We start from the raw sequence: 26,291 nt of genomic DNA, 5'->3' as shown, positions 1-26,291 counted from the left end.
CTTAACTATTGTCAGTAGTGTTAGAAAACACAAATTATCAGCGGCTTTTTATACTTAGTGGTTAACGGTAAAGAAGGGCGTTAGAGAAAGAAGTAGCCAGTGAAGGTTCGGTAAGTACATAAAAATAAAGCCCTTACTAAGCAGTAAGGGCTTTAAAGAAACAAATCGCAGTGGCTAAATTATTTTAGGCCAGCGAAGTCAGCAAGGATTGCTGCTTTGTCAGTCGCTTCCCAAGGGAACTCTTCGCGACCGAAGTGACCGTATGCTGCAGTCTGCTTGTAGATAGGCTGAAGAAGGTTCAGCATCTCTTGAAGACCGTATGGACGTAGGTCGAAGTTTTGACGAACTGCTTCAATGATGATTTCGTGCGCTACTTTCTCAGTACCGAACGTTTCAACCATGATTGATGTTGGATCCGCAACACCGATAGCGTAAGACAGTTGAATCTCACAACGGTCAGCCATACCAGCTGCAACGATGTTTTTCGCAACGTAACGTGCTGCGTAAGCTGCAGAACGGTCAACCTTTGATGGATCTTTACCAGAGAATGCACCGCCACCGTGACGAGCTGCGCCGCCGTAGGTATCAACGATGATCTTACGACCAGTTAGACCACAGTCACCCATTGGGCCACCGATTACGAAACGGCCTGTTGGGTTGATGAAGAAGTTAGTGTCTTTGTTGATCCACTCTGAAGGAAGTACTGGCTTGATGATCTCTTCCATTACTGCTTCACGTAGGTCAGGTGTTGTTACTGAATCACAGTGTTGAGTAGAAAGAACAACAGCATCGATACCAACGATCTTACCTTGGTCGTACTGGAAAGTAACTTGAGATTTCGCATCTGGGCGAAGGAAGTCTAGCTTGCCGCTCTTACGTACTTCAGCTTGCTTTTTAACAAGAAGGTGAGAGTAAGTGATTGGAGCTGGCATTAGGATTTCAGTTTCGTTAGTCGCGTAACCAAACATGATGCCTTGGTCGCCTGCGCCTTGCTCTTTCGGGTCTGCTTTATCAACACCTTGGTTGATGTCTGGAGACTGCTTACCAATTGTGTTTAGAACGGCACAAGAGTCTGCGTCAAAGCCCATATCAGAGTGAACGTAACCAATTTCACGAACTGTTTCACGAGTGATCTCTTCGATATCAACCCATGCAGAAGTTGTTACTTCACCGCCAACCATAACCATGCCGGTTTTTACGTAAGTCTCACAAGCAACACGTGCTTTTGGATCTTGTTCTAAGATGGCATCAAGAACAGCATCAGAGATTTGGTCTGCAATTTTATCTGGATGACCTTCTGAAACAGATTCAGAAGTGAATAGGTGCTTAGCCATGAGAGCTCCACTTTTAGTTTTTGGTGTAAATAGTTCATGGCGTCGCAAGCTAGGAAGCGCCGCCATTAAATACAGTATATTTTGTAGGTGTTTCTACATCTAGACGTCTATTCTAAATTCCAGCGGTCGAATTACAAGCTCTTTTTTATGATATGCCATAACTAAACGTTTGCGTGTTGGTTGAGATAAGCGGCTGACAAGTGATGTAAATGTTCGAAAATTGCGAAAAATGACCGTTAAAATGCCAGTAAAACGTTTGCAGTCGCAATAGTCGTTTGAGAGAATACCCGCGCTAATTAAAATGAAAACATTAGCACTATCTCTTTTTTAAATCGCTTATGTATCCAGGAGCAGACATGCCTTCTCGTAAAGATCTAGCCAATGCAATCCGCGCACTTAGCATGGACGGTGTTCAACAAGCAAATTCAGGCCACCCAGGCGCACCTATGGGTATGGCTGACATCGCTGAAGTTCTTTGGCGTGGCCACTTGAACCACAACCCAGCAAACCCAGAGTGGGCTGACCGCGACCGTTTTATCCTGTCTAACGGCCATGGTTCAATGTTGATTTACTCTCTGCTTCACCTTGCAGGCTACGAGCTTTCAATTGAAGATCTGAAAAACTTCCGTCAACTGCACTCTAAGACTCCTGGTCACCCAGAGTACGGTTACGCTCCTGGTATCGAGACAACGACGGGTCCTCTAGGTCAAGGCATCACTAACGCTGTTGGTATGGCAATGGCAGAGAAAGCACTGGCTGCACAGTTCAACAAAGAAGGCCACGACATCGTAGACCACTACACTTATGCATTCATGGGTGATGGCTGTCTGATGGAAGGTATCTCTCACGAAGCATGTTCACTAGCTGGTACGCTAGGTCTTGGTAAGCTGGTTGCTTTTTGGGATGACAACGGTATCTCTATCGATGGTGAAGTGGAAGGTTGGTTCTCTGACGATACTCCTAAGCGTTTTGAAGCATACGGCTGGCACGTAATCCCAGCAGTAGACGGTCACGATCCTAAAGCAATCAATGCAGCTATCGAAGCAGCTAAAGCAGACCCTCGTCCAACGCTTATCTGTACTAAAACTATCATCGGTTTTGGTTCTCCAAACAAAGCAGGTACGCACGACTGTCACGGTGCTCCACTAGGTGCTGATGAAATCACAGCAACTAAAGCAGCATTGGGTTGGGAACACGGTCCTTTCGAAATCCCAGCTGATATCGCAGCTGAGTGGAATGCGAAAGAAGCAGGCGCAGCGAAAGAAGCAGCGTGGAATGCTAAGTTTGACGCATACGCAGCGGCTTACCCAGAGCTAGCAGCAGAATTCAAACGTCGTACTAACGGTGAACTTCCAGCACAATGGGAAGAGAAAGCAAACGCAATCATTGCTGATCTTCAAGCTAACCCTGCAAACATTGCTTCACGTAAAGCATCTCAAAATGCTCTAGAAGCGTTTGGTCAAATGCTTCCAGAATTCATGGGCGGCTCTGCTGACCTAGCGCCTTCGAACCTAACTATGTGGTCTGGTTCTAAGTCTCTAGAAGCAAATGACTTCTCTGGTAACTACATCCACTACGGTGTACGTGAATTCGGTATGACTGCAATCATGAACGGTATCGCTCTGCACGGTGGTTTCGTACCATACGGCGCGACATTCCTAATGTTCATGGAATACGCTCGCAACGCAATGCGTATGGCTGCTCTGATGAAAGTTCAGAACATCCAAGTTTACACGCACGACTCTATCGGTCTTGGCGAAGATGGCCCAACTCACCAACCAGTTGAGCAAATGGCTTCTCTACGTCTAACTCCAAACATGAGCACATGGCGTCCATGTGACCAAGTTGAGTCAGCAGTCGCTTGGAAACTGGCTATCGAACGTAAAGACGGCCCAACGTCTCTAATTTTCTCTCGTCAAAACCTTGCACAGCAAGAGCGTAGCGAAGAGCAAGTAGCGAACATCGCAAAGGGTGGTTACATCCTGAAAGATTGTGAAGGCAAGCCAGAGCTGATCCTTATCGCTACAGGTTCTGAAGTTGAGCTAGCGGTTAACGCTGCTGCTGAACTAACAGCTGAAGGTAAGAAGGTACGCGTAGTATCTATGCCTGCAACTGACGCATTCGATAAGCAAGACGCTGAGTACCGTGAATCTGTACTTCCATCTGACGTAACAGCTCGTATCGCTATCGAAGCTGGCATCGCTGACTTCTGGTACAAGTACGTTGGTTTCGGTGGCAAGATCATCGGTATGACAACGTTTGGTGAATCTGCACCTGCAGGTGAGCTATTCAAGATGTTCGGTTTCACAACTGAAAACGTAGTGAACACAGCGAAAGAGCTTCTTGCTTAATCATTACTTGTTAGCCTCGTGCTAACAAGCAATGAAAGAAAAACCGAGCTATCAGGCTCGGTTTTTTTAGTAATATACAAATTTTAGGCTATTCGAATTCATTACCCCAATTGTCCAGCTCTTTAGTGCCACATACTTTACATGTCACGTACCTATCCATGTTGTAGTAGTGGCCGCCATTGATAATTGAGTTAGCAAAAAGCTTAATTCTACCGAGTAAACTTTTGTCGGTATCATAACTGCTTGTCTGGCGAACAAGAATTTCACTATGTGGTGTGTCTTTATTGCATGTCTTGCAAAAATGAGTCGCTGGGTATCCAGACATAACCTTTTCCTTTGGTTGAGAAAACTGGGTTAGAAACAGCCGTAGAACTAGGTAAGACTCATCACTTAAATAACTACATTAATCAAGACTGATAATCAATGCTAATAGATTGCTTTTGTCTAGTTAGACAATTCAACTAATGCCTTTTGGGTAGGATTCAGTTATTATCTGTTGCACGAAATTTTGGTTAGATGTACGGAACTATGCTAAAAGTCGCGATAAACGGATTTGGACGAATAGGGCGTAACGTATTACGCGCTGTTTATGAAAGTGGCAAAAGCCAACAAATCAAAGTAGTAGCTGTCAATGAGCTTGCTCAGCCTGACGCTATGGCTCACCTATTACAGTACGATACCAGCCACGGTCGCTTCGGTAAGAAGATCTCCAACGACCAAGAGCACATCTATGTCCATCATGGCATCGGTGTGGAAGATAAAGGTGAGTTCGATACGATTCGTATTCTACACCTTGCTGATATCGAGTTGCTGCCTTGGCGTGACCTCGAAGTGGACATCGTTCTTGATTGTACTGGTGTTTACGGCTGCCGTGCAGACGGCCTAGCGCACATTGCGGCTGGCGCGAAAAAGGTACTGTTCTCACATCCGGGAGCTAATGACCTAGACAACACCATTATCTACGGTGTGAACCACGATACTATCGAAGCCGACCACAGAATCGTTTCTAACGGTTCATGCACCACCAACTGTATCGTTCCTATTATTAAGGTTCTTGATGAAGCCTTTGGCATCGAGTCAGGCACCATCACGACCATTCACTCTTCGATGAATGATCAGCAAGTAATTGATGCGTATCACAGCGACCTTCGTCGTACTCGAGCTGCAAGCCAATCCATTATTCCCGTCGATACCAAACTGCATAAAGGTATTGAAAGAATCTTCCCGAAATTTTCTAACAAGTTTGAAGCTATTTCTGTGCGAGTGCCGACGGTTAATGTTACGGCTATGGATTTAAGTGTCACAATTAATACGAATGTGAAAGTTAATGACGTAAATCAAACCATTGTTAACGCATCTCAGTGTACATTACACAACATCGTTGACTATACTGAAGCGCCGCTCGTATCCATTGACTTTAATCATGATCCCCATAGCGCGATTGTTGATGGTTCACAAACTCGAGTGAGCAATGGCCACTTAGTGAAAATGCTAGTGTGGTGTGATAATGAATGGGGCTTTGCGAACCGAATGCTGGATACGGTTCTTGCAATGCAAGCTTCAGAAGGCAAGAAGTAAGACCTAGAAGCAAATGTGCGGATTATTTATTTTTTAGCTTGAAATAAATGCGAAGTGTCCACATATTATGAGTAGCTAAAGTATTACCAGTTGAATAATTTATAGGCTTAGCAGGGTTGCTGAGTTTCCAAAACTTTATTTTTATTTAAATTTGAGAGGACAAATCATGTCTGTGATCAAGATGACTGACCTGGAACTTGCAGGTAAACGCGTATTTATCCGTGCTGACCTAAACGTACCAGTAAAAGACGGTAAAGTAACTTCAGATGCACGTATCCTAGCATCTCTACCAACTATCAAGCTTTGCCTAGAAGCTGGTGCAAAAGTAATGGTTACTTCTCACCTTGGTCGTCCTACTGAAGGCGAATACAACGAAGAGTTCTCTCTAGCTCCTGTAGTTAACTACCTAAACGACGCACTAGATTGCGAAGTTAAACTAGCTAAAGATTACCTAAACGGCCTAGAGCTAAACGCTGGTGAGCTTGTTGTTCTAGAAAACGTTCGCTTCAACAAAGGCGAGAAGAAAAACGAAGAAGAGCTATCTAAAGCATACGCATCTCTATGTGACATCTTCGTAATGGATGCATTCGGTACGGCTCACCGTGCACAAGCATCTACTCACGGTGTTGGTACTCACGCTCCTGTAGCATGTGCTGGTCCTCTTCTTGCTGCTGAGCTAGAAGCACTAGGTAAAGCAATGGATAACCCAGAGCGTCCACTAGTTGCTATCGTTGGTGGTTCTAAAGTTTCTACTAAACTAACAGTTCTTGAGTCTCTATCTAAAGTTGCAGACCAACTTGTTGTTGGTGGTGGTATCGCAAACACCTTCATCGCTGCTGAAGGCCACAACGTAGGTAAGTCTCTATACGAAGCAGACCTAGTTGACACTGCTAAGAAGCTGATGAAAGAGTGTGCTATCCCAGTAGCGACTGACGTTGCATGTGCTAAAGCATTCGACGAGAACGCAGAAGCTGAAATCAAACACGTATCTGAAGTTGCAGACGACGACATGATCTTCGACCTAGGTCCAGATTCAACTGCAGCTCTAGCTGAAATCATCGGCAACGCAAAAACTATCCTTTGGAACGGCCCTGTAGGCGTATTCGAATTCAAGAACTTCGAAGCGGGTACAGCAGGTATCTCTAAAGCAATCGCTGAGTCTGCAGGTTTCTCTGTAGCAGGTGGTGGTGACACGCTAGCAGCTATCGACAAGTTCGGTATCAAAGCTGACGTTTCTTACATCTCTACTGGCGGCGGCGCTTTCCTTGAGTTCGTTGAAGGTAAAGTACTTCCTGCAGTAGCAATGCTTGAAGAGCGTGCTAAAGCATAATTGATTTAGAAAGGCGAGATGCGAATCTCGCCTTTTAACGTTTGCTGCATATCACACTTTTTTGCTAGAATGGCATAAGTTGTGAGCAAACGATTGCAAGTTTTTAAACTTAAGTTTTTTAATCTTAAAACGATAGAATAAATAGGACTATTTCCATGTCTAAGATCTTCGATTTTGTAAAACCTGGTGTGATTTCTGGCGATGACGTACAGAAAGTATTTGAAGTAGCAAAAGAAAACAAATTTGCTCTTCCTGCTGTAAACGTTGTTGGTACTGACTCTGTAAACGCAGTACTAGAAGCAGCTGCTAAAGTTAAATCTCCAGTAGTTGTTCAGTTCTCTAACGGTGGCGCTGCATTCTTCGCAGGTAAAGGCGTTAAACTTGAAGGTCAAGGTGCACAAATCCTTGGTGCTGTAGCTGGTGCTAAATACGTACACGCTGTAGCTGAAGCTTACGGCGTTCCAGTTATTCTACATACTGACCACGCTGCTAAGAAACTACTTCCATGGATCGACGGTCTACTAGACGCTGGTGAAGAGTTCTTCGCACAAACTGGTAAGCCTCTATTCTCTTCTCACATGCTAGACCTTTCTGAAGAGTCTCTAGAAGAGAACATCGAAACATGTGCTAAGTACCTAGAGCGCATGGCTAAAATGAACATGACAATCGAAATCGAACTTGGTTGTACTGGTGGTGAAGAAGACGGCGTTGATAACTCTGATATGGACGCATCTGAGCTTTACACTTCTCCAGAAGACGTAGCATACGCATACGAGAAACTAATGGCTGTTAGCCCACGTTTCACTATCGCTGCTTCTTTCGGTAACGTACACGGTGTTTACCAAGCTGGTAACGTTGTACTTACTCCAACTATCCTACGTGATTCTCAAGCATACTGTGCAGAGAAGTTCGGTATCGCACCTAACGCTCTAAACTTCGTATTCCACGGTGGTTCTGGTTCTTCTGAAGAAGAAATCCAAGAGTCTATCGGCTACGGTGTTATCAAAATGAACATCGATACTGATACACAGTGGGCAACTTGGGATGGTATCCGTCAGTACTCTGCTGATAACTTCGATTTCCTACAAGGTCAAATCGGTAACCCAACTGGCGAAGCTGCGCCAAACAAGAAGTACTACGATCCACGCGTATGGCTACGTGCTGGTCAAGCTTCTATGGTTACTCGTCTTGAGAAAGCATTCGCTGACCTTAACGCTGTAGACGTACTATAATTCTTTGAATTAAGTACTCTTTAAGTTTTAAAAACCCGCTCATCGAGCGGGTTTTTTTGTGTCTGATAAAAAATTGTATTATTTATGTGAAAAACCTAGCGTACGGTGAATAAATTTCGTAGTCTTTTAATTATCGGTATTTGTGTTTATGCGTAAGCTTCCTTTATTCAAAGGCTTACATAAATATGACTTTGCAATCTGTCAAAGATAGGATATCGTGCCGAAAAACAGGGGATAGACACTCTGTTTCGTAAAAAGGACTTAGCAAGTTTTTATGTTAACGTTATGATTTAATTGTACAAATTAAAGGTGGCGGTTAAATAGTAAGGCTTGGTTTAAGGCAGTTTAGCTCATAGCATATTACATAGAGGATGCACATTATGGCTGAGAGTTCTACAACGATTGAGACCCCGCTTGTGGATGGTCTTTCAAACGCAGAACAGTGGTTAACGAATAACTCAGATTTGTTTATTCAGTACGGTGTAAACATTATATCTGCACTGGTTATTCTGTTTATTGGTAACCTAATCGTAAAGGCTGTAGCGAACAGCGTAGCTAAGGTTCTTCAGAAGAAGAAGATGGACCGAGCGGTTGTTGAGTTCATCCATGGTTTAGTTCGTTACTTGTTGTTTGTTATCGTTCTAATTGCAGCTCTTGGTCGCCTTGGTGTTCAAACTGCATCTGTTGTTGCGGTAATTGGTGCGGCTGGTCTAGCGGTTGGTCTTGCTCTGCAAGGCTCACTATCGAACTTCGCTGCAGGTGTACTGATTGTTGCATTCCGTCCATTTAAATCTGGTGATTACGTAGAAATTGGCGGTGTTGCAGGTTCAGTTGATTCGATTCAAATCTTCCAAACGGTTCTAACAACGCCTGATAACAAAATGGTTGTAGTACCAAACGGCAGCGTTATCGGTAGCCCAATCACTAACTACTCTCGTCATGCGACACGTCGTATCGACCTAATGATCGGTGTTTCTTACGGTGCAGATCTACAAAAGACCAAAGAGCTTTTGACTCAGATATGTGAATCTGACGAGCGTGTATTGAAAGAACCTGGTGTTCAAGTTGGTGTTCACACGCTAGCTGACTCTTCAGTTAACTTCGTGGTTCGCCCATGGGTTAGCACTGCTGAGTACTGGAATGTTTACTTCGACCTAATGCAAGCAATCAAAGAAGGCTTGGATAAAGAAGGTATCGAAATCCCATTCCCACAAATGGATGTTCACATGAACAAAGTTGAGGGCTAATAAAGCTTCGACACGTTGAACAAAAAAAGGCGGATAACCTAAGTTATCCGCCTTTTTTCTTGGAGCAATATTTTCAAACGACTTCTACCAATACTGCTCAATAAGTCCATTGGCGAGTACCGTTGCGATAGCAAACATCATGGTTGCAACGGCGATGTCGATGCCTTTCTTAACATTTGGTTTAGACAGTGTTGGACCAAGTTTTGCTGCTCCCAGTGATAGCGAGTAAAACCAAACGAACGAAGCCAAGATGGTTCCCATAGCAAAAGCAATTCTGTCGTTACCTTCAAACTGTCCGCCAATCGAACCAAGAATCACAACGGTATCCAAATAGAGGTGTGGGTTTAACACAGTTACAGCCAAGGCCCCAAGAATGACTGTGCGTTTACCACGAGCCAGTATCTCTCCTTTTGATTCCTTGTCTGAAGGCGCTTTAAAAGCACTACGCAGCGACAACAAACCATAGACAGTTAGGAAAGCGATACCACCTAGTGTCACTGAAGTGAGCAGGACTTCATTTTGCGACAAGATAGCGCCACCACCAAAGATGCCTAACGAGATAAATAGGGTGTCGAGTAAGCTACAAATCGTTGCTGTGGTTAAATGGTGATTGCGCTTTATCCCTTGATTTAGGACGTACGCATTTTGTGCGCCAATAGGGATAATCATGCTTGCCCCTAGACCAAAACCTTGTAATAAAACCCAAAAACTCATTTTAACCTCCCATTTAATTAACGACACATACTGGTGATAAGGGGAAGATACTCCGCTCCTTGTGATAAGTATAATTAATGATTTTAATATATTATTAGAGTTGCTAATGTGGTGTAAGTTCTGATTAAAAAGGAAGCAAAGCAATGCGTGGTTTGGATTATAAATGGATAGAAGCGCTGGATGCCGTGGTTAAACAACGCAGTTTTGAAAGGGCGGCAGAGCAGTTATATATCTCTCAATCTGCGGTGTCACAGCGCATTAAACAGCTAGAAAAGTGGCTCGCTCAACCTGCATTGGTAAGGGAAAACCCACCCAGACCAACCCCGGCCGGTAAAAAGTTACTAGGGTTATATCGTCGAGTCCGTTTGCTGGAGCATGAACTGGTTCCCGAACTCATGAATGAAGATGGTAATCAGCCCTTATCAATATCCATTGCGACCAACGCGGATAGCTTAGCCACTTGGTTACTGCCTGCTTTGTCGGGTGTGATGAAGTCGCGCCAAGTGGAATTGAATCTTGCTATTCATGGCGAATCGAGAACCATAGAGAAAATCAAAAGTGGTGAAGTGGCAGGTGCTATTAGTTTGGAGTCTCAAGCGATTCCTGGCTGTAGTGCCGACTACCTTGGTCGCATGGATTATGTGTGTGTGGCGAGCCCTGACTTTCATCAACGTTATTTTTCTGAAGGGGTTAATTACACCACATTGAGAAAAGCCCCTGCAGTGTCTTATGATCAATATGACGACCTACATAAGAAGTTTTTGCATGATCATTTTAATGTGCCTAGAGACAGTGTGATCAATCACACGGTCGGTAGCTCAGAAGCATTTGTACGTTTAGCATTGTCGGGCGTTGCCTACTGTTTGATTCCGAGGTTACAGATCATCGAGGAGCTAGAATCGGGTTCGTTGATTGATATTACCCCCGGTTTTTTATTGTCTTATCGGATTTATTGGCACCATTGGCAGCTTGAAAGTGGGGTACTTAAAGAGATCTCGCAAGCGATCTTGAGTTTTGCTCACGAACATCTACCACAGTAAGTTGGCGGTTTTTTCAGCGTCAAAGTTCTGTTAGAAGTGTTGCGTCTGGATTGGATAAGCGACAAATTACTCTATGATGAAAAGACATTTGTTTAGCATAGGTCTCCCCCCATGAAGTTTGTACCAAAGATGTTAGCAACCTCTCTTGCCCTTACTGCTGCCTTGAGCGCTGTGAGCTTTTCTGCATTGGCTAACTCGCCATCTTTTCCGCATATTTCTACCACCGGTTATGGCGAAGTAATCGCGACGCCCGATATGGCGACGTTTTCGGTCAGAGTTGTAGAGTCGACGATGACGGCAGAACAAGCAAAAATCACCGTTGATAAAGTGGTAACCGATTTTCTTAATAAGCTGCACCAAGCCGGTGTTGATGAGGCGAGTGTACACAGCTCTAACCTGTACCTAGCACCTCAATATCACTACCCGAAAGACGGCAAGCCAGAGTTGGTCGGTTACCGAGCTTCACGTAATGTGACGGTCGAAGTGAAGGAGCTATCGAATCTCAATGAGTATATGGATATTGCTATTGCTCAAGGGATTAACCAGATCGATAACATCCAATTGCAAGTGCGTGACCAGGCGAAATACCAAGAACAAGCGCGTTTAGAAGCCATCAAAGACGCAAGAGCGAAAGCGAAATCATTAGCGACGGGTTTTGAGCGTGAGCTTGGTGACGTTTGGCGTGTGGATTACAACGCACAGTCTTCTCAGCCGGTATTAATGCGTTCTATGGCAATGGATGCGAGAACAGAATCTAACTCTTATGAAGACTCAACGATCACTATTCGTGATCGTGTCAATGTGATCTATCAGCTTGAAGAGTAATTAGATCATCACGATCTAATTGCCTACCATAGGCCAAATACTAAAAAGGCTCTCGTAATGAGAGCCTTTTTGTTTTTCTAATATCGAGTTCGATGATTAGTGAAGTAGACGAGCACGGATGGTGCCTTCGATCTCTTTCAGTTTAAGCAATGCTTCTTCTGAACGGTCCGCTTCTACATCGATAACTACATAACCCATATCAGCCGCAGTCTGTAGGTACTGACCCGCGATGTTGATGCCTTCTTCAGCGAAGATGGTGTTGATCTGAGTTAGGATACCAGGGCGGTTTTCGTGAATGTGCAGTAAACGAGACGTGCCTGTATGTAGTGGCAATGATACCTCTGGGAAGTTAACACTTGATAGAGTAGAACCGTTATCAGAGTATTTCGCTAGCTTGCCAGCCACTTCAACACCGATGTTCTCTTGCGCTTCTTGAGTAGAACCACCTACGTGAGGTGTAAGAATCACGTTATCGAACTGCATCAATGGAGATTCAAATGGGTCAGCATTGGTTTTTGGTTCGGTTGGGAATACATCGATAGCTGCACCAGCAAGGTGACCAGAATCTAGAGCACCACACAGAGCAGGAATATCGACTACGGTGCCACGCGCTGCATTGATAAAGATAGAGCCTGGCTTCATACGCTCGAACTCTTCTTTACCCATCATGTTCTTGGTTTCGTTAGTTTCTGGAACGTGCAAAGAGATCACGTCACACTTGTTCAACAGTTCTGTCATGGTGTGAACTTGCGTTGCGTTACCCAAAGACAGCTTGTTTTCAATATCGTAGAAGTAAACACGCATACCAAGGTTTTCAGCAATAATACCAAGCTGAGTACCAATGTGACCGTAACCGATAATACCTAAACGCTTACCACGAGCTTCGTAAGAGTTGTCTGCACTCTTTTTCCAGATGCCACGGTGCGCAAGAGCGTTCTTTTCTGGGATGCCACGCAGTAGCAGTAGAACCTGACCAAGAACCAGTTCCGCAACGCTTCGCGTATTTGAGAATGGTGCGTTGAAGACAGGTACGCCACGCTTTGCAGCAGCTTCAAGGTTTACTTGGTTAGTACCGATACAGAAACAACCGATAGCCACCAATTTTTCAGCAGCATCAATCACTTCTTGGGAAAGGTTTGTGCGAGAACGAATACCGATGAAGTGAGCATCTTTAACTGCTTCAAGTAGTTCATCTTCAGGTAGTGAGCCTTTGTGGTACTCAATATTTGTGTAACCAGCGGCTTGAAGTACTTCTACTGAAGAAGGGTGAAGACCTTCTAGAAGTAGAATTTTTATTTTTTCTTTTTCCAGTGAAACTTTGGCCATTGTTCTCGTCCTTAAAATGGAAAGGTTGGGCAAATGCGGCGCACGTGCTACAAAATGGCTGAAAGGGGAACAAACTCACCACTTTGTTAGGAGACAAACGTTTTCCCTGTGCGTCTTCTGAACAATAAAGTAACAAAAAAAAAATGTTTTGGGTAAGAAAATTACGGAATAAGACATAATTTTACAGGTGCAAAGCAAAAAAAACGGCGCCCTTGGGCACCGTATGTAATGAAGTAACAGAAAAACTCAATCTTCTATTATTTATTCTTCGATTTTTGCACCTTCAGGTGTACCTGTAATAACCACATCTGCACCACGGTGTGCGAATAGGCCAACCGTTACAACACCAGCGATACCATTGATGATATCTTCTAGTTGTTTCGGATTTTCAATCGCCATGCCGTAAACATCTAGGATCACGTTGCCGTTATCCGTTGTACAACCTTCACGGTAAACCGGGTCACCACCAAGCTTAACTAGCTCACGCGCAACGTATGAACGCGCCATTGGGATAACTTCTACTGGTAGAGGGAATTTACCCAGTACATCAACAGCTTTCGTGCCATCAACAATACACACAAATTTATCAGAGATAGCCGCTACGATTTTTTCACGAGTTAGAGCTGCACCACCGCCCTTGATCATATCGCGAGTTGGGTTGATCTCATCTGCGCCATCAACATAGATGTCTAGCTTAACAACATCATTACACTCATACACTTTGATCTCTAGCTCTTCTAGGCGTTGCGTTGAAGCAACAGAGCTTGAAACTGCACCTTTGATTTTGTCTTTCATTGTGCCCAGTGCGTCGATGAAGTGATTTACTGTAGAGCCAGTACCAACACCTACAATGCTGCCTTCTTCAACATATTTAAGTGCTGCCCAACCAGCTGCTTTTTTCATTTCATCTTGAGTCATGCCATTCTCCTGAATAAGATCTTGCGCTTTGAATTAGTCGTTTGCGTATTGAAGTTAACGTTTGTATATCAAGGTTAACGTTTGCGGCGCGATTATAGCGCTTTAATGGTTACTTTCCCATTGCCAAGTTTTACTCGGAGTCACGATTTTAGGTAAGGGAATGTCCCATTCCTCAATCGGTAGAGTATCGACATGTTGGCAGTCGTGAGCCAAACCAATTGGAGTTGCACCTTCGCCGGTCGCAAACCACTTCGCTAGGGTGCGATCGTAATATCCGCCGCCCATACCTAAGCGGTGACCATGAGAGTCAAAGCCGACAAGGGGCGTCAGGATGAGGTCGAGTTGCTGACAAGGTTTCACCAACGTTTGATTAAGCTGGGGTTCTACAATGCCGTACTTATTTAAAATAGTGGGTGTGGTTGGAGAGTAGTGCAGAAACAACAGGTGTCCGTCAGAGAAAGGGTGTAATACAGGTAAATAAGTTTGCTTACCTTGCGACCATAACCACTCGATTAAAGGTTGGGTATCAAGTTCACCATCGATCGAGATATAAAGTGCGATATGTTGAGCAGACCGAATGTCATCGAGTTGAGTGCACTGCTTAACTAAGTCTAAACCGGATTGAGCTTGTTGTTCGTTAGATAGGGAGTTGCGTTTAATGCGGATCTGTTTGCGAAATTCGCTGCGTGTGAGCGTCTTCATAAGAAGGGATACCCCAAAGTGCCGTTGAGAATAGATGGCCCTTGAACCAGCGAGTTCAAGGCGGATCAGCAATGATTACCGTAGGCTTCTCGGTCGGGCCGAGCATGCTCAATAGCACTCAAGTACTAACCCTTAGGGATTGCTTATCGGCTCGGGGACGTGAATCCTCTGACAAACACTCCAGGGTAAATTTTGTGTACGCTATTGCTGTCCGTGCTTAACCTTACTGAGAACATCTGAAAGTGATGTTGTGAGCTGTTCCATTCGCTCGGTCAGTGCGTTTTGTTCGTCATTTGCTTCAAATTTCTTAGTTTGTAATTCATAGCAAATGTTCAGAGCTGCGATAGTCAGCAGCTTCACTTCATTGGTTACCTTAGTACGTTCAGCCATCTCTTTCAATCGATTATCAAGATCGGCCGCCGCTGCAATCAATGACTCTTCTTGCCCTGGTGGACAATTCACTCGAGTCAGTTTTCCTAATATTTCAACGTCTACCGCTTGATTACTCATGATGGATGAACTCTTTAACGCGCTATTTTAAGGCTGTTGCTCTTCGTTATTTTCTTGAAACAAAAAGTGCAAGTACCGATGAGGAAGCAATCTCCTCTGAGGGAGAAACTATAGGTAAACCGCTATTAAGATTCAAGCTTTTCAGAGTGACTGTGTGTAAATGAGAGCTTGAGCACACAGTAATTCAGCAAATTGAACAATTGGTAGTCAGTCATTCTTTAATTGCTAGGGATCGATGCTTACCAGAATTGGGGTGAAGTGGTACGATTATACTATCGATATAAAGAATAACTGAGCGAGCTATCTGATGAGCGAAACTACTTTACCTGATTACCTAACGGTTGCGACTGAACTTCAATCGGCAAGTCTAGCCGTAACCCCTGCTGAGATGCATGGTTTATTGACGGGTATGTTAAGCGGAGGCTTAAGCCTAGCAGATAAGAGCTGGCAGCCACTGATCTTTGATTACACCAACGAAGGTATGGGTTGGCCGGATCGCGCATTAACGTTAGCGGAAGCGACATTGAAAGTAACCACTAGTGAGATTACGGGTTCAGGCATGGAATTGTCTATGCTACTGCCTGATGAAGACGCAAGTGCGAGCCTGTTTGATTTAGCTGACGGTGTGTCTGATTGGATCAACCACTTCATCTCTGGTTTAGGACTAGTTGGCGCTCAGTTAAATAAGGCGTCGGAAGGCACTAAAGAAGCTCTGGCTGATCTTGAAGAGATGGCAAAGCTAGGTATTGATGAAGATGATGACCTAGAAGAGCAAGCGCAACTTCTAGAGCACGTTATTGAGCACGTAAAAGCCTGTGCATTAACCATTCATGCTGAGTTTGGTGCACGCCCATCTGAAGATGTAGCTCCAACCATTCACTAATCGTTTGCCAGTTTGAGGTTATGATGGCTCAGTATGATGTTGTAATTGCTGGTGGTGCGATGGCAGGGGCGACTTTAGCTCTGGCTTTGAATCACCTAAGCCAAGGTTCGCTGTCGATTGCGGTAGTGGAACCTTATCAGGTTGATCATCAAGCTCACCCTGGGTTTGATTCTCGTTCTATTGCTTTGTCTTACGGCACAGTACAGATCCTCGATTCATTGCAGTTGTGGCAATCGATCGCTCCTGTCGCTACCCCGATTAAAGATATTCATGTCTCGGATCGTGGGCATGCAGGGATGACCGATATTTACAGCGAAGATCTTGCGGTTGATGCGCTTGGTTATGTGGTCGAGTTGGCGGATGTCGGTCGAATCTATCAGCAAAAGCTGGAGTCAGAAGAGGCAATTACGATGCTGTGCCCTGACTCAGTAGCGAAAATTGAGCGCAGTGATTTACTGACGACCATTGACCTTAACAGCGGGCAAACTATTACTACTAGGTTGTTGGTTGCAGCTGACGGAGCGATCTCTACCTGCTGCCAACAACTGAATATTTCGTTGAGCGAGCATGACTTTGAGCAAGTGGCTGTCATTGCCAATATTGTGGCGAGCGAGCCGCATCAAGGTCGCGCTTTTGAGCGTTTTACTCATCATGGGCCAGTTGCTTTATTACCGATGACGGACAACCGCCTATCGCTAGTTTGGTGCTTACCGCCAGAACAAGCTGATAAAGTCATGACTTTAAACGACAGCCAGTTCCTTGAACAGTTGCAGATCGACTTTGGTTGGCGACTAGGCCGTTTAGAGAAGGTGGGCAAGCGTGCGAGCTATCCTCTGATTCTTCGTCACCGACAACAAAATATCTCTCATCGATTTGCGATTGTCGGCAATGCCGCTCAAACTCTTCACCCGATCGCGGGTCAGGGTTTTAACCTTGGTATTCGTGATGTGGCTTCTTTAGCCGAAGAGTTGTGTACTCAGTTGGATGATGTTGGCCGATACACTGGTCTTGTTAACTTTAGAAAACGTAGAGAACAGGACAGAGGGGCGACGATTACACTGACATCGAGCCTTGTACACCTATTCTCAAATGATTTTTTAACCGCTCGTCTCGGGCGCAACCTTGGGTTAGCTGTTATGGATAACCTTCCACCACTTAAAGGTCCACTTTTGCGTCATACGCTTGGCCTAGTAGAAAGATAAGGTAGATAAATAATGATGCAAAGTGTTGATATCGCGATTGTTGGTGGAGGCATGGTTGGGCTTGCACTTGCGGCTGCTTTAAAAGACAGCGACCTGAGAATCGCTGTGATTGAAGGCAGAGCGCCTAGTGAAGGGCTGAATGAACTGCCAGACGTACGAGTTTCTGCATTGAGCCGTTCTAGTGAAGTGATTTTGCGTAATCTAGGTGCGTGGCAGGGAATTGAGCAAAGACGTGCAGCCCCTTATCAAGCGATGGAAGTATGGGAACAAGATAGCTTCGCACGTATTGAATTTGATTCAACGCGTTTAGCGCAACCGAACCTCGGTCATATTGTTGAGAACCGTGTGATTCAATTAGCCTTGCTTGAGCAAGTGAAGAAGCAAGACAATGTGAGCCTGTACATGCCTGCAACGTGCAAAACAATGGCAATTGGTGAAAGTGAAGCATGGCTGACTTTAGATAACGGTCAAGCACTAACGGCTAAACTCGTTGTGGGTGCGGATGGAGCTAACTCTTGGGTTCGCAAGCAGCAAGATATTCCGCTCACGCATTGGGATTATGGACACAGTGCAATTGTTGCTAATGTTAAAACCGCAGAACCGCATCATAGTGTGGCTCGTCAAATATTTACGCCACAGGGTCCGTTGGCATTCTTACCAATGCAACCGAGCAACATGAGCTCGATTGTTTGGTCTACTGAGCCTAATCGTGCCGAGAACCTCGTATCAATGTCGGATGCTGAATTCAATAAGCAGTTAACAGCTGAGTTCGATGCAAAGCTTGGCTTATGTGAAGTGGTTGGTGAGCGTTTTGCTTTCCCATTACGCATGCGATATGCGCGTGACTTCGCAGTAGAACGCGTAGCTTTGGTGGGTGATGCAGCCCATACCATTCACCCGCTTGCAGGGCAGGGCGTTAACCTTGGTTTGTTAGATGCAGCCAGCCTAGCACAAGAGCTATTAAAGCTTTGGGCAGCAGGTGAAGACATTGGTACCAAGCGTAACTTACGTGGTTATGAGCGCTGGAGAAAAGCAGAAGCGGCGAAGATGATTGCTTCGATGCAGGGCTTTAAAGATCTGTTTGAAGGCGATAACCCAGCTAAGAAGCTGATTCGTGGCATAGGTATGAAGCTTGCGGGTCAGTTGCCTGGTGCAAAAGATGAAATTATGAAGCGAGCTCTGGGTCTTGCGGGTAATCTTCCTGATCTGGCAAAGCGCCCTGTGATTCATCGATAACGTCTGAATGTACCTATTATTCGTAGAGTCATTAATACGAAAAAAAGGTTGGCAATAAGCCAACCCTTTTTGTTTGGAATCTTCTAGATAATCAGATTATGCGTAAGCACAGCGCAGCTTCATAATTTCACTATTTATTTCTTTCACTGTTTGAAAGTGGCGTTGCTCTGCTCGATCTGGCAGGACTAACTTGCCGTTATCAAACTCAAATTTCCCTACGCCGTAAATGTAGATTCGTCCTTTGAAAAGTCGACTTACATGTTTAGCAATCATACTCGGTGTATAGCGCTTAAACAGTCTCATTCTTAATTATCCTTATATTTACCTAGCCTGCACATTATAGAAAAACTCCGGAAAAATAATTGTGATAAGCATGGAGTAATATGCAGTAGCGTTGACGTTAATTAGATATTTGTGCTGTTCTAAGCACTTTCTACAGTAAATATCTATTTTTACGTGAGCTCCTCCCCAAAATAATACTGAGTAGTGAACTGCCGTGAACTTTCCTGTTCGGTATTAAGCAGTGTTAATGTGACAAGTATAAGAATAGGCGGGATTTTTTTGTTTGTGTAATCAAATTGTAAAATTAAGACAAAAAAAAGCCCGTCTAAAACGGGCGAATAGTCACAGATGCATTACACAAAAGTGGATACTGATGTTACTCAGTGGATTCACTTGTACTGATTTGCCTAGGGGCTAGTCAGTAAATCCACAATAACGCAGTTTTTTACTTGTGACTACTTATGCTTTAATTTTGATTAAATATTTAACTTTAATCTATTTATCTTATGACGAACTTCACAATAAATATGTATCTAGTGAAAACTGGAATGTGACTTTGCGATCAGTTACTGCTTTGATCTGATCATCGGCTGATCTCTGTAATGATAGGCGCGCATAGGGCTATGAGATCATCGGGATCCAGAGCAATACCTGCCATTCGATCCCCAGAGCTGATGGTCACCGTCGAATTGTTTTGAATCGAAGGATCAAAGATGATCGGCATGTGCCTCTTTAATGCAAGAGGGCCAACACAACCTATCTTAAAACCAGTGATGGACTCTACATCGCTTAGCGGAACACAAGTCATTCGGCGGCAATTTAAAATTGAGCGCACTTTCTTTGGGTCGACCGAGCGATCACCAGCCGTACAGGCTAAGGCGTATTGATTGCCCATGTCTTTGAGTAGAATGCATTTCACCATTTGAGAGGGGGCGATGCCTCGCTCTTGTGCGGTTTCTTCGATGCTGGTGGTTGGCTTGCTTTGCAGCAGCAGGCGATAGTTTACCTGCTGCTGATCGAGCCATTGTGTAATCACTGTTTTCACGTAATTACTCGTCGTCAACACTGTAAGGCAGTGGCAGGATATTCCAGATTTGATCAGGTTGTGCTGTCAAACGCAGTTGAACATCGTCATCCAGGTTATTCGGCAGAACCATTAGACCAATCGCTTGGTTGTCAGCAAATTGATATACGTTGATCAGTCGACCTGCACCACGCCAGTTTTCACCCACGCTACGCTCTAGCTCAATAGGGTTCTCTAGTGTTAGCACTTCCGCAGTCGAACCAGAAACAATGCGCATTTCACGTTTGTTCATGCCACGGTACTTAGCGCGAGCTACTGTTTCTTGCCCCGTGTAACAGCCCTTGGTGAAGCTAATGCCACCAATCGCTTGCAGGTTAAGTGCCTGAGGGATGTGCTCATTTTGTTCTGCATTGGTTAGGTGAGGCTGAGCATCGATAATTTCATGATACTGCCATAGCGCCTCTGAGACTTTCTCCGCAGAACTGCTAGTGACCAAAGCTTCTGCAGCTTGTTCTGTTACAAGCAGAGCCCAGCGGTTTTCTGCGACTTGAACAGCTGTACCGCCTGAAATCGCACGAACTTTACCTTGGCTCTCTGAAATTGAGTCGATGTATTGATCCGCAGCTGCGCCCATCACACCGATAATCACATCGTTGGTTTGCTCAATATCGACTTTAGAGAAGACCGCGTATTTTTTGATTTCTACGAGCTCAACTTCAATCGCAGACTTAGGCTGCATAAGCGCATAACCACCGTTGTGGTGGAATAGGCGGAAGATACTCCATACCTTTCCTTTTGCATCACAGTGGGCGCCTAATGTGGATTCATCATTAGGAAGAGTCACGACGTCGCACGTTACTTGACCTTGTAGGTACGATTTTTTGTCATCGCCTACCATGGTAATTGCACTCCAGTCTGACACATGTGTCATCATCAGTTCTGGAAGCGAATCATTTTGCGTATGAGCGTGCGGCTGAAAGGTGTTTTTCCAATCCATTTTATCTTTCCTAAGAATTTTATTTGGCTCTATGTTAATCCTGTTCTGTTTCTTTGTCAGCCTAGGTTTTTTTGTGAGCTGAGATAGGGACTGTGACCCACATAGTAGTTGCAGAGCGTATGACTTGTTACACTCCAAGAAAGAAAAATTATAGGTGAGGATAGCCAATGTACACTGCAGAGCAGAAAGCACGAATTAAATGGGGTTGCCGTCGCGGCATGTTAGAACTTGATGTAGTCATCATGCCATTTTTCGAAGAGTGTTTTGATTCATTGCAAGAGCAGGAACAGCGCGAGTTTGTTTCTTTACTAGAGTGTGATGATCCAGACTTGTTTACTTGGGTGATGGGCCACGGCCGCAGTGAAAACCTAGGTCATGCATCAATGGTTGATAAAATTGTCGCACACAACCTCAGCAAGGTTCGTTAAGCTCCAGCTTAACCCTTCGCATTTCGCATTATTAACAAAAGGCACTGTTTTCGGGTGCCTTTTGTTTTTCATCGTTGTCTCTTCTATTCCATTGGCTGTCAGCCTTTATTGTCTTTATTTATCCTTCAATCTGTTTCGTGCCAATCATATGCTTATCACCAGCGCTCAAGGGCGTTTTGATTATAAGGGTGATGGTGAGGTGCGGCTTAATGATCAGCTTTACAAGTTAAAGTCCGTCGACCAGATTTGGGCGCAATTCTTTATAAAATTACGATTTGAATGTGGTCACTCGATACTGCTATGGCGAGACAGTTGCCAAGATCAAGAATATCGGCACTTTTTGGCGAACTTACAACGAATGCGTTCGCTCAGCTAAAGTAATCGATGAGCTGTGAGATAAAAGAAAAGGGAGCACTAGGCTCCCTTTCATTTGATTACTTTTCATTGTTGGCGAATGCGCCAGATTACGATTGACGTTTCTCTGGTGTCAGAATCGTTGGGCCACTGTCTTCAGCAAGCTCTGGGTAATCCAATGTATAGTGCAGGCCGCGACTCTCTTTACGTTGCATTGCACAGCGAACCATTAGCTCAGCGACTTGAAGTAGGTTACGCAGTTCTAGAAGGTTGTTCGACACCTTAAAGTTGCTGTAATACTCGTGAGTCTCTTGCTGCAACATCTGAATACGACGCATTGCGCGCTCAAGACGTTTGTCTGTACGTACGATACCCATGTAATCCCACATGAATAGACGAAGTTCATGCCAGTTGTGCTGGATAATAACTTCTTCATCACTGTTAGTGACTTGGCTTTCATCCCATGCTGGAAGTTCAGCACACAACTGAGACTGTTCAATATTCTCAACGATGTGTTTTGCTGCTGACCACGCGTAAACAACACATTCTAGTAGTGAGTTTGATGCCATACGGTTCGCACCGTGCAGTCCGGTATAGCTTACTTCACCAATTGCGTAGAGGTTTTGCAGGTCTGTTTGGCCATCTTTATTGACCATCACACCACCACAGGTGTAGTGCGCAGCCGGTACGATCGGGATCGGTTCTTTCGTCATATCGATACCCAAGTCCATCAAACGTGTGTGGATCATTGGGAAGTGTGCAGTAATGAACTCTTCAGGCTTATGGCTGATGTCGACGTACATGCAGTCTGCACCTAATCGCTTCATTTCGAAGTCGATTGCGCGAGCAACCACATCACGAGGTGCTAATTCACCACGCTCATCGAAGTCTTTCATGAAGCGTGTACCATCCGGGCGACGCAGGTAAGCGCCTTCGCCACGAAGTGCTTCCGTTAGTAGAAAGTTGCGCGCTTCTGGGTGGAACAAGCAAGTCGGATGGAATTGGTTGAACTCTAGGTTTGCGACACGACAACCGGCACGCCAAGCGATAGCAATGCCATCACCAGAAGAGACATCAGGGTTAGAGGTGTATTGGTACACTTTGGATGCGCCGCCAGTAGCAAGCACAACAAATTTAGCGCGTACGGTTTCTACGTGTTCTTGGTTACGGTTCCAGATGTAGGCACCGATAACCTTGTCTTTCGAACCACCAATTTTATCTTCAGTGATCAAGTCAAGCGCGTTGTGGCGCTCGAAGATCTCGATGTTCGGGTGATTCTTGACGTTATCTTGCAGTGAAGTTTGCATTGCCATGCCGGTTGCATCGGCAGCGTGCAGGATTCTGCGGTGGCTGTGTCCACCTTCACGAGTTAGGTGGTACTTAGGTTGACCATCAGTGCTGTTCTCATCTTTATCAAATGGAACACCGCCATCAATCAGCCATTGCACACACTCTTTAGCATTCTCAGCAATGAATTGAACTGTATCTTCTTCACATAACCCAGCCCCGGCAATTTGAGTATCTTCAACGTGAGACTCAATACTGTCGGACTCATCGAACACCGCAGCGATACCGCCTTGTGCGTAATACGTCGATCCTTCGCTGCGTGGTCCTTTGCTTAATACAATTACTTTTGCATGTTCTGCTACGCGTAAGGCTAATGACAAGCCTGCCGCACCACTTCCTACCACTAATACATCACACTGATGTTCACGGTTTGCGTTCATAAAACTTATTAAATCCCGGGCTATAGTCGAGTTGTCCACTCTCAATTGACTTTGTCTTGTTTTAGGAGTCACGGTAAGACTGTTATAATCTCTCCAGAGTCGCCCTAAAACGCTATGCAAAATCAAGATATAGACAGCTATCTAGAAATATTTAATTGCTCAATACCATTGCTTTTGCTCAAGTTTCCCCAAATTGATAGGGATAGCTATTTTTATTACATCACATTGTGAAACAATAATGGCAAATAATTTTAAGAAAGTTGGAACTTTCGGTATTTGGCTTAGTCACAATAGTGCTCTTGTAGACGGTGGTGTCAATACTACATTTCGCATAATTAGTACCCATATCTGTGAAGGTGAGGGTTATAACAATAGGAGTACCCGCTCGAATGAACGAGCAGCTAACCGATCAAGTGTTGATTGAGCGAGTTCAGAGTGGAGATAAGCAAGCATTTAACTTACTAGTGGTTAAGTATCAAAACAAAGTTTGTAATCTTATCTCTCGATACGTGAATAATTCCGGTGATGTACCTGATGTAGCACAAGAAGCTTTTATTAAAGCTTACCGCGCGATACCTAATTTTCGTGGCGAGAGTGCCTTCTATACATGGTTGTACCGAATTGCCGTGAACACCGCTAAGAATCATATCGTTGCCCAGAGCCGTAGGCCTCCCGCAACGGATGTAGATGCAGAAGATGCTGAATATTACGAAACAGGCAGCGCGTTAAAAGAAATATCGAACCCTGAGAACTTAACGCTGTCAAAAGAATTGAAACAAGTTGTTTTTGGTGCGATTGAAGCGCTACCAGAAGACTTAAAAACTGCAATGACGCTGCGTGAGCTTGAAGGTTTGAGCTACGAAGAGATTGCAGAAGTAATGGATTGCCCTGTAGGAACCGTACGTTCGCGTATTTTCCGAGCTCGTGAAGCGGTGGAAAAGAAAATTAAACCTCTTTTACAACGCTAGAACTTGTAATAATTATGGTGAAAATAATGGCTGATAAAGAAAAGCTTTCGGCACTCATGGATGGTGAAACGATCGATAAAGCTCTCATTGTAGACCTAGAATCTGATCAAGAAAGCATGAATACCTGGCAGAGTTACCACTTAATTGGTGACGTTATGCGTGGGGATGCGCCAGAAACTAAAAATTGGAACATTGCTGATAGTGTGGCAGCAGCGCTTGAAGATGAGCCTGCACACAGTGCAATGCCAAACCTGCACCAAGTGAATGTTGAACCTACTGTTGCTCCAATTGAAGAGCAACCAAAGCCTCAGCAAGCGAAGCGTCAGCTTCCTGCGTGGTTACAACAGTTTGGACAAGTTGCTGTGGCAGCGTGTGTTTCATTAGCAGTTGTATTAGGTGTTCAACAATATGGTGGCAGCGACCCAGCGGCACCAGAACAGTTACCTGTACTTCAGACGATTCCATTTGCAGGATCGGCTGAGCCAGTGAGCTTAACGCGTGACTCTGTAGAGAGACCGGCTTCTGAAGCAAACTTGCAAGAGCAGCGCAAACGCGTTCATGCAATGCTAGAAGATTATGAGCTACAACTAAGATTAAACAGTGATGCGTCGCCTATGGAAGATGCACATCTAGAATCGGACATTGAATGAAGAAAATCCTGGTCAGTGCACTGACACTGTTCAGCTTGATGTCTCCAACAGCCTTTGCAGAGGAAACAACTGCAAAGGCCTTGTTGCATCAAATGAACGAGGCCAGTCAGCATCTAAATTACGAACTCTCTTACATACTGATCAAGAAGAGCAGTATTGAACCTCTTGTTTATCGCCATGCGGTTAACGACGACCAACAACTCGCACACCTTGTTTACCTGAGTGGCCCTGTTCGTGAAGTGATTCGTCGCGGTAATGAAGTGAGCTACATCGAACCGGGTACAGAGCCGTTTACGATCCAGTCAGGCAGCATGGTTGCTCCTGTTATTCCGATGATCAATCGAGATATCGAATCCCTGAATCAGTACTACGACTTTGTAAAAGTTGGGCGTTCTCGTGAAGCGGGCAGCACTACTCAAGTGTTACGCGTAGTGCCAAAAGATGGCCTTCGTTACTCTTACGTGGTCTGGGTAGACGAGAAAACCAGTCTTCCTCTACGTGCCGACCTATTAGACCGTGATGGTGAAATACTGGAACAGTACCGAACTATCTCTTATGTCGTGAACGATAAAATCGCTGAAGCCATGGGTGGCTTAAACCAAGCGCAACTGCCGAAGGTTTTATCATTACCTGAAGGTTTGGTGAGTGAGACCGACTGGCAAGCTTCATGGGTGCCAGAAGGGTTTAAGTCAAAAGAATTGAGCCGTTACCAAATGGCTGCGACCGATAAAATGGTCGAGAGTCAGCTTTTCAGCGATGGATTATTTAGCTTTTCGGTATATATCGCCGACAAAGACGAACACTCATTGAAAGGCCAGTTGGTACGTCAAGGACGCAGAACCTTGCACAGCTTAGTGATTGGCGACAGAGAGGTATCTGTCGTGGGTGATATCCCGCCAGCGACAGCTAAGCGTATCGCTCAATCTGTGACTTTCAATAATCAGGTATCAGCGCAATGATGACCGCGCTGGCTACCGTTAGCTCAGTTGAACAAAAAGGTAAGCAATACTTTGTTCAACTGAGCTGCGAACAACAAACCAGTTGCAGCAGCTGCTCTTCACAAAAAAGCTGCGGCACTGGTATTGTCACCAAAGCGGTTGGCAACAAATCCTTGTTTTGGCAATTAAAAACCAAAAGCCTTGTGAAAGCGGGTCAGATTGTAGAAATCGGCTTTCCTGAAAAAAGCCTACTTCAGTCTGCAGCTATTGTTTATCTCATCCCACTTTTCATGTTGATGATTGGTGCTGGCATTGGACAACTCTTGTTACAACCCTTACTTCAAGGGGGCGAGGGGATTGTTATACTGAGCGCAGCCCTATTTACAGCTGGTGGCATTGCTTTAGCGAAGCGACTCGCTAAACCGATGGAAGACAAATCCAAGCAAGAAGTCGTATTGATTCGAATCCTAGGTGAGCCACTCGTCTAATTTATGA

General features: G+C 44.8%; 27 protein-coding genes and 1 other RNA gene. 16 read left to right on the top strand and 12 right to left on the bottom strand.

Features of this window, described 5'->3' with window-relative positions:
* Window positions 1-179: 179 nt before the first annotated feature.
* Window positions 180-1,334 (bottom strand): methionine adenosyltransferase, encoded by a 1,155-nt coding sequence (gene metK, locus F0251_RS17280; RefSeq protein ID WP_004738986.1) that lies wholly within the window; start codon window positions 1,332-1,334, stop codon window positions 180-182.
* Between the two features lie 356 nt (window positions 1,335-1,690).
* Here metK and tkt point away from each other — a divergent pair, with 356 nt between their 5' ends.
* A complete protein-coding gene (tkt, locus tag F0251_RS17275; protein WP_171731459.1) occupies window positions 1,691-3,685 on the top strand; it encodes a transketolase in 1,995 nt (664 codons plus the stop codon).
* Window positions 3,686-3,773: 88 nt separating this feature from the next.
* Here tkt and F0251_RS17270 read toward each other — a convergent pair whose 3' ends face one another.
* Window positions 3,774-4,010 (bottom strand): hypothetical protein, encoded by a 237-nt coding sequence (locus F0251_RS17270; RefSeq protein ID WP_004738990.1) that lies wholly within the window; start codon window positions 4,008-4,010, stop codon window positions 3,774-3,776.
* A 203-nt stretch (window positions 4,011-4,213) separates the two neighbouring features.
* On the opposite strand from F0251_RS17270, the gene epd reads away from it, so the two are divergent.
* The 4 genes from epd to mscS all read left to right on the top strand — a co-directional run bounded on the left by epd (window position 4,214) and on the right by mscS (window position 9,072).
* Complete coding sequence (gene epd / locus F0251_RS17265) at window positions 4,214-5,263, top strand: erythrose-4-phosphate dehydrogenase (RefSeq protein ID WP_008223573.1); 1,050 nt, start codon at window positions 4,214-4,216, stop codon at window positions 5,261-5,263.
* 166 nt (window positions 5,264-5,429) lie between these two features.
* Window positions 5,430-6,593: a phosphoglycerate kinase gene (locus tag F0251_RS17260; protein WP_061032422.1), complete on the top strand. Its 1,164-nt coding sequence runs from the start codon at window positions 5,430-5,432 to the stop codon at window positions 6,591-6,593.
* A 155-nt stretch (window positions 6,594-6,748) separates the two neighbouring features.
* Entirely contained in the window at window positions 6,749-7,825 is a 1,077-nt protein-coding gene (fbaA, locus tag F0251_RS17255) for a class II fructose-bisphosphate aldolase (RefSeq protein WP_061032423.1), read from the top strand.
* A 380-nt stretch (window positions 7,826-8,205) separates the two neighbouring features.
* Window positions 8,206-9,072, top strand: a complete 867-nt coding sequence (gene mscS / locus F0251_RS17250) for a small-conductance mechanosensitive channel MscS (protein ID WP_061032424.1) — start codon at window positions 8,206-8,208, stop codon at window positions 9,070-9,072.
* An 84-nt stretch (window positions 9,073-9,156) separates the two neighbouring features.
* Here the strand turns inward: mscS and F0251_RS17245 are convergent, their stop codons facing one another.
* A complete protein-coding gene (locus F0251_RS17245; RefSeq protein WP_171731458.1) occupies window positions 9,157-9,786 on the bottom strand; it encodes a LysE/ArgO family amino acid transporter in 630 nt (209 codons plus the stop codon).
* A gap of 143 nt (window positions 9,787-9,929) precedes the next feature.
* On the opposite strand from F0251_RS17245, the gene F0251_RS17240 reads away from it, so the two are divergent.
* Window positions 9,930-10,826 (top strand): LysR family transcriptional regulator ArgP, encoded by an 897-nt coding sequence (locus F0251_RS17240; protein WP_105057604.1) that lies wholly within the window; start codon window positions 9,930-9,932, stop codon window positions 10,824-10,826.
* A 111-nt stretch (window positions 10,827-10,937) separates the two neighbouring features.
* Window positions 10,938-11,651 (top strand): oxidative stress defense protein, encoded by a 714-nt coding sequence (locus tag F0251_RS17235; RefSeq protein WP_171731457.1) that lies wholly within the window; start codon window positions 10,938-10,940, stop codon window positions 11,649-11,651.
* Window positions 11,652-11,747: 96 nt separating this feature from the next.
* Here the strand turns inward: F0251_RS17235 and serA are convergent, their stop codons facing one another.
* The 5 genes from serA to zapA form a co-directional block, all read right to left on the bottom strand.
* The gene (gene serA, locus F0251_RS17230; RefSeq protein ID WP_061032428.1) at window positions 11,748-12,977 is read right to left on the bottom strand and encodes a phosphoglycerate dehydrogenase; all 1,230 of its coding nucleotides are present in this window, start codon (window positions 12,975-12,977) and stop codon (window positions 11,748-11,750) included.
* A 261-nt stretch (window positions 12,978-13,238) separates the two neighbouring features.
* Complete coding sequence (gene rpiA, locus F0251_RS17225) at window positions 13,239-13,895, bottom strand: ribose-5-phosphate isomerase RpiA (protein ID WP_171731456.1); 657 nt, start codon at window positions 13,893-13,895, stop codon at window positions 13,239-13,241.
* Window positions 13,896-13,997: 102 nt separating this feature from the next.
* The gene (locus F0251_RS17220; protein WP_171731455.1) at window positions 13,998-14,597 is read right to left on the bottom strand and encodes a 5-formyltetrahydrofolate cyclo-ligase; all 600 of its coding nucleotides are present in this window, start codon (window positions 14,595-14,597) and stop codon (window positions 13,998-14,000) included.
* A gap of 6 nt (window positions 14,598-14,603) precedes the next feature.
* Window positions 14,604-14,787, bottom strand: a non-coding RNA gene (gene ssrS, locus F0251_RS17215) — 6S RNA.
* Window positions 14,788-14,798: 11 nt separating this feature from the next.
* Complete coding sequence (zapA, locus tag F0251_RS17210) at window positions 14,799-15,107, bottom strand: cell division protein ZapA (protein ID WP_004735366.1); 309 nt, start codon at window positions 15,105-15,107, stop codon at window positions 14,799-14,801.
* Window positions 15,108-15,414: 307 nt separating this feature from the next.
* On the opposite strand from zapA, the gene F0251_RS17205 reads away from it, so the two are divergent.
* From F0251_RS17205 to F0251_RS17195, 3 genes are read left to right on the top strand one after another with little or no spacing between them, the layout of a single operon-like run.
* The gene (locus F0251_RS17205; RefSeq protein WP_004739012.1) at window positions 15,415-15,990 is read left to right on the top strand and encodes a YecA family protein; all 576 of its coding nucleotides are present in this window, start codon (window positions 15,415-15,417) and stop codon (window positions 15,988-15,990) included.
* Window positions 15,991-16,013: 23 nt separating this feature from the next.
* Entirely contained in the window at window positions 16,014-17,192 is a 1,179-nt protein-coding gene (ubiH, locus tag F0251_RS17200) for a 2-octaprenyl-6-methoxyphenyl hydroxylase (RefSeq protein WP_105057602.1), read from the top strand.
* Between the two features lie 12 nt (window positions 17,193-17,204).
* Complete coding sequence (locus F0251_RS17195) at window positions 17,205-18,428, top strand: FAD-dependent 2-octaprenylphenol hydroxylase (RefSeq protein ID WP_105057601.1); 1,224 nt, start codon at window positions 17,205-17,207, stop codon at window positions 18,426-18,428.
* Window positions 18,429-18,524: 96 nt separating this feature from the next.
* Here F0251_RS17195 and F0251_RS17190 read toward each other — a convergent pair whose 3' ends face one another.
* From F0251_RS17190 to ygfZ, 3 genes are all read right to left on the bottom strand, one after another.
* Window positions 18,525-18,731 carry a DUF1107 domain-containing protein gene (locus F0251_RS17190; protein ID WP_008223967.1) on the bottom strand — a complete coding sequence of 69 codons (207 nt, stop codon included), beginning with the start codon at window positions 18,729-18,731 and terminating at the stop codon, window positions 18,525-18,527.
* A 562-nt stretch (window positions 18,732-19,293) separates the two neighbouring features.
* Window positions 19,294-19,755 (bottom strand): aminoacyl-tRNA deacylase, encoded by a 462-nt coding sequence (locus tag F0251_RS17185; protein ID WP_105057864.1) that lies wholly within the window; start codon window positions 19,753-19,755, stop codon window positions 19,294-19,296.
* A gap of 4 nt (window positions 19,756-19,759) precedes the next feature.
* Window positions 19,760-20,731: a tRNA-modifying protein YgfZ gene (gene ygfZ, locus F0251_RS17180; protein ID WP_116871634.1), complete on the bottom strand. Its 972-nt coding sequence runs from the start codon at window positions 20,729-20,731 to the stop codon at window positions 19,760-19,762.
* Window positions 20,732-20,898: 167 nt separating this feature from the next.
* Between ygfZ and F0251_RS17175 the strand changes: the two genes are divergently transcribed.
* Together F0251_RS17175 and F0251_RS24680 are read left to right on the top strand one after the other, a co-directional pair.
* Window positions 20,899-21,159: a succinate dehydrogenase assembly factor 2 gene (locus tag F0251_RS17175; protein ID WP_004735374.1), complete on the top strand. Its 261-nt coding sequence runs from the start codon at window positions 20,899-20,901 to the stop codon at window positions 21,157-21,159.
* Entirely contained in the window at window positions 21,107-21,535 is a 429-nt protein-coding gene (locus F0251_RS24680) for a protein YgfX (protein ID WP_315973341.1), read from the top strand. Before F0251_RS17175 ends, F0251_RS24680 begins: the two co-directional genes overlap by 53 nt.
* 88 nt (window positions 21,536-21,623) lie before the next feature.
* Here F0251_RS24680 and nadB read toward each other — a convergent pair whose 3' ends face one another.
* Window positions 21,624-23,240 carry an L-aspartate oxidase gene (nadB, locus tag F0251_RS17170; RefSeq protein ID WP_008223964.1) on the bottom strand — a complete coding sequence of 539 codons (1,617 nt, stop codon included), beginning with the start codon at window positions 23,238-23,240 and terminating at the stop codon, window positions 21,624-21,626.
* 389 nt (window positions 23,241-23,629) lie between these two features.
* On the opposite strand from nadB, the gene rpoE reads away from it, so the two are divergent.
* From rpoE to F0251_RS17150, 4 genes are read left to right on the top strand one after another with little or no spacing between them, the layout of a single operon-like run.
* The gene (rpoE, locus tag F0251_RS17165; protein WP_008223963.1) at window positions 23,630-24,208 is read left to right on the top strand and encodes an RNA polymerase sigma factor RpoE; all 579 of its coding nucleotides are present in this window, start codon (window positions 23,630-23,632) and stop codon (window positions 24,206-24,208) included.
* A 26-nt stretch (window positions 24,209-24,234) separates the two neighbouring features.
* Window positions 24,235-24,858: an RseA family anti-sigma factor gene (locus F0251_RS17160; protein ID WP_032498782.1), complete on the top strand. Its 624-nt coding sequence runs from the start codon at window positions 24,235-24,237 to the stop codon at window positions 24,856-24,858.
* The gene (gene rseB / locus F0251_RS17155) at window positions 24,855-25,817 is read left to right on the top strand and encodes a sigma-E factor regulatory protein RseB (protein ID WP_061032435.1); all 963 of its coding nucleotides are present in this window, start codon (window positions 24,855-24,857) and stop codon (window positions 25,815-25,817) included. The genes F0251_RS17160 and rseB overlap by 4 nt, the downstream gene beginning before the upstream one ends.
* Window positions 25,814-26,284, top strand: coding sequence for a SoxR reducing system RseC family protein (locus F0251_RS17150; protein ID WP_004739029.1), 471 nt, complete (start codon window positions 25,814-25,816; stop codon window positions 26,282-26,284). The genes rseB and F0251_RS17150 overlap by 4 nt, the downstream gene beginning before the upstream one ends.
* Window positions 26,285-26,291 lie beyond the last annotated feature (7 nt).

The organism is Vibrio sp. 070316B (assembly GCF_013114115.1).
GTDB lineage: Bacteria > Pseudomonadota > Gammaproteobacteria > Enterobacterales > Vibrionaceae > Vibrio > Vibrio chagasii_B.
This window is presented reverse-complemented; position numbering and strand designations above follow the sequence as displayed.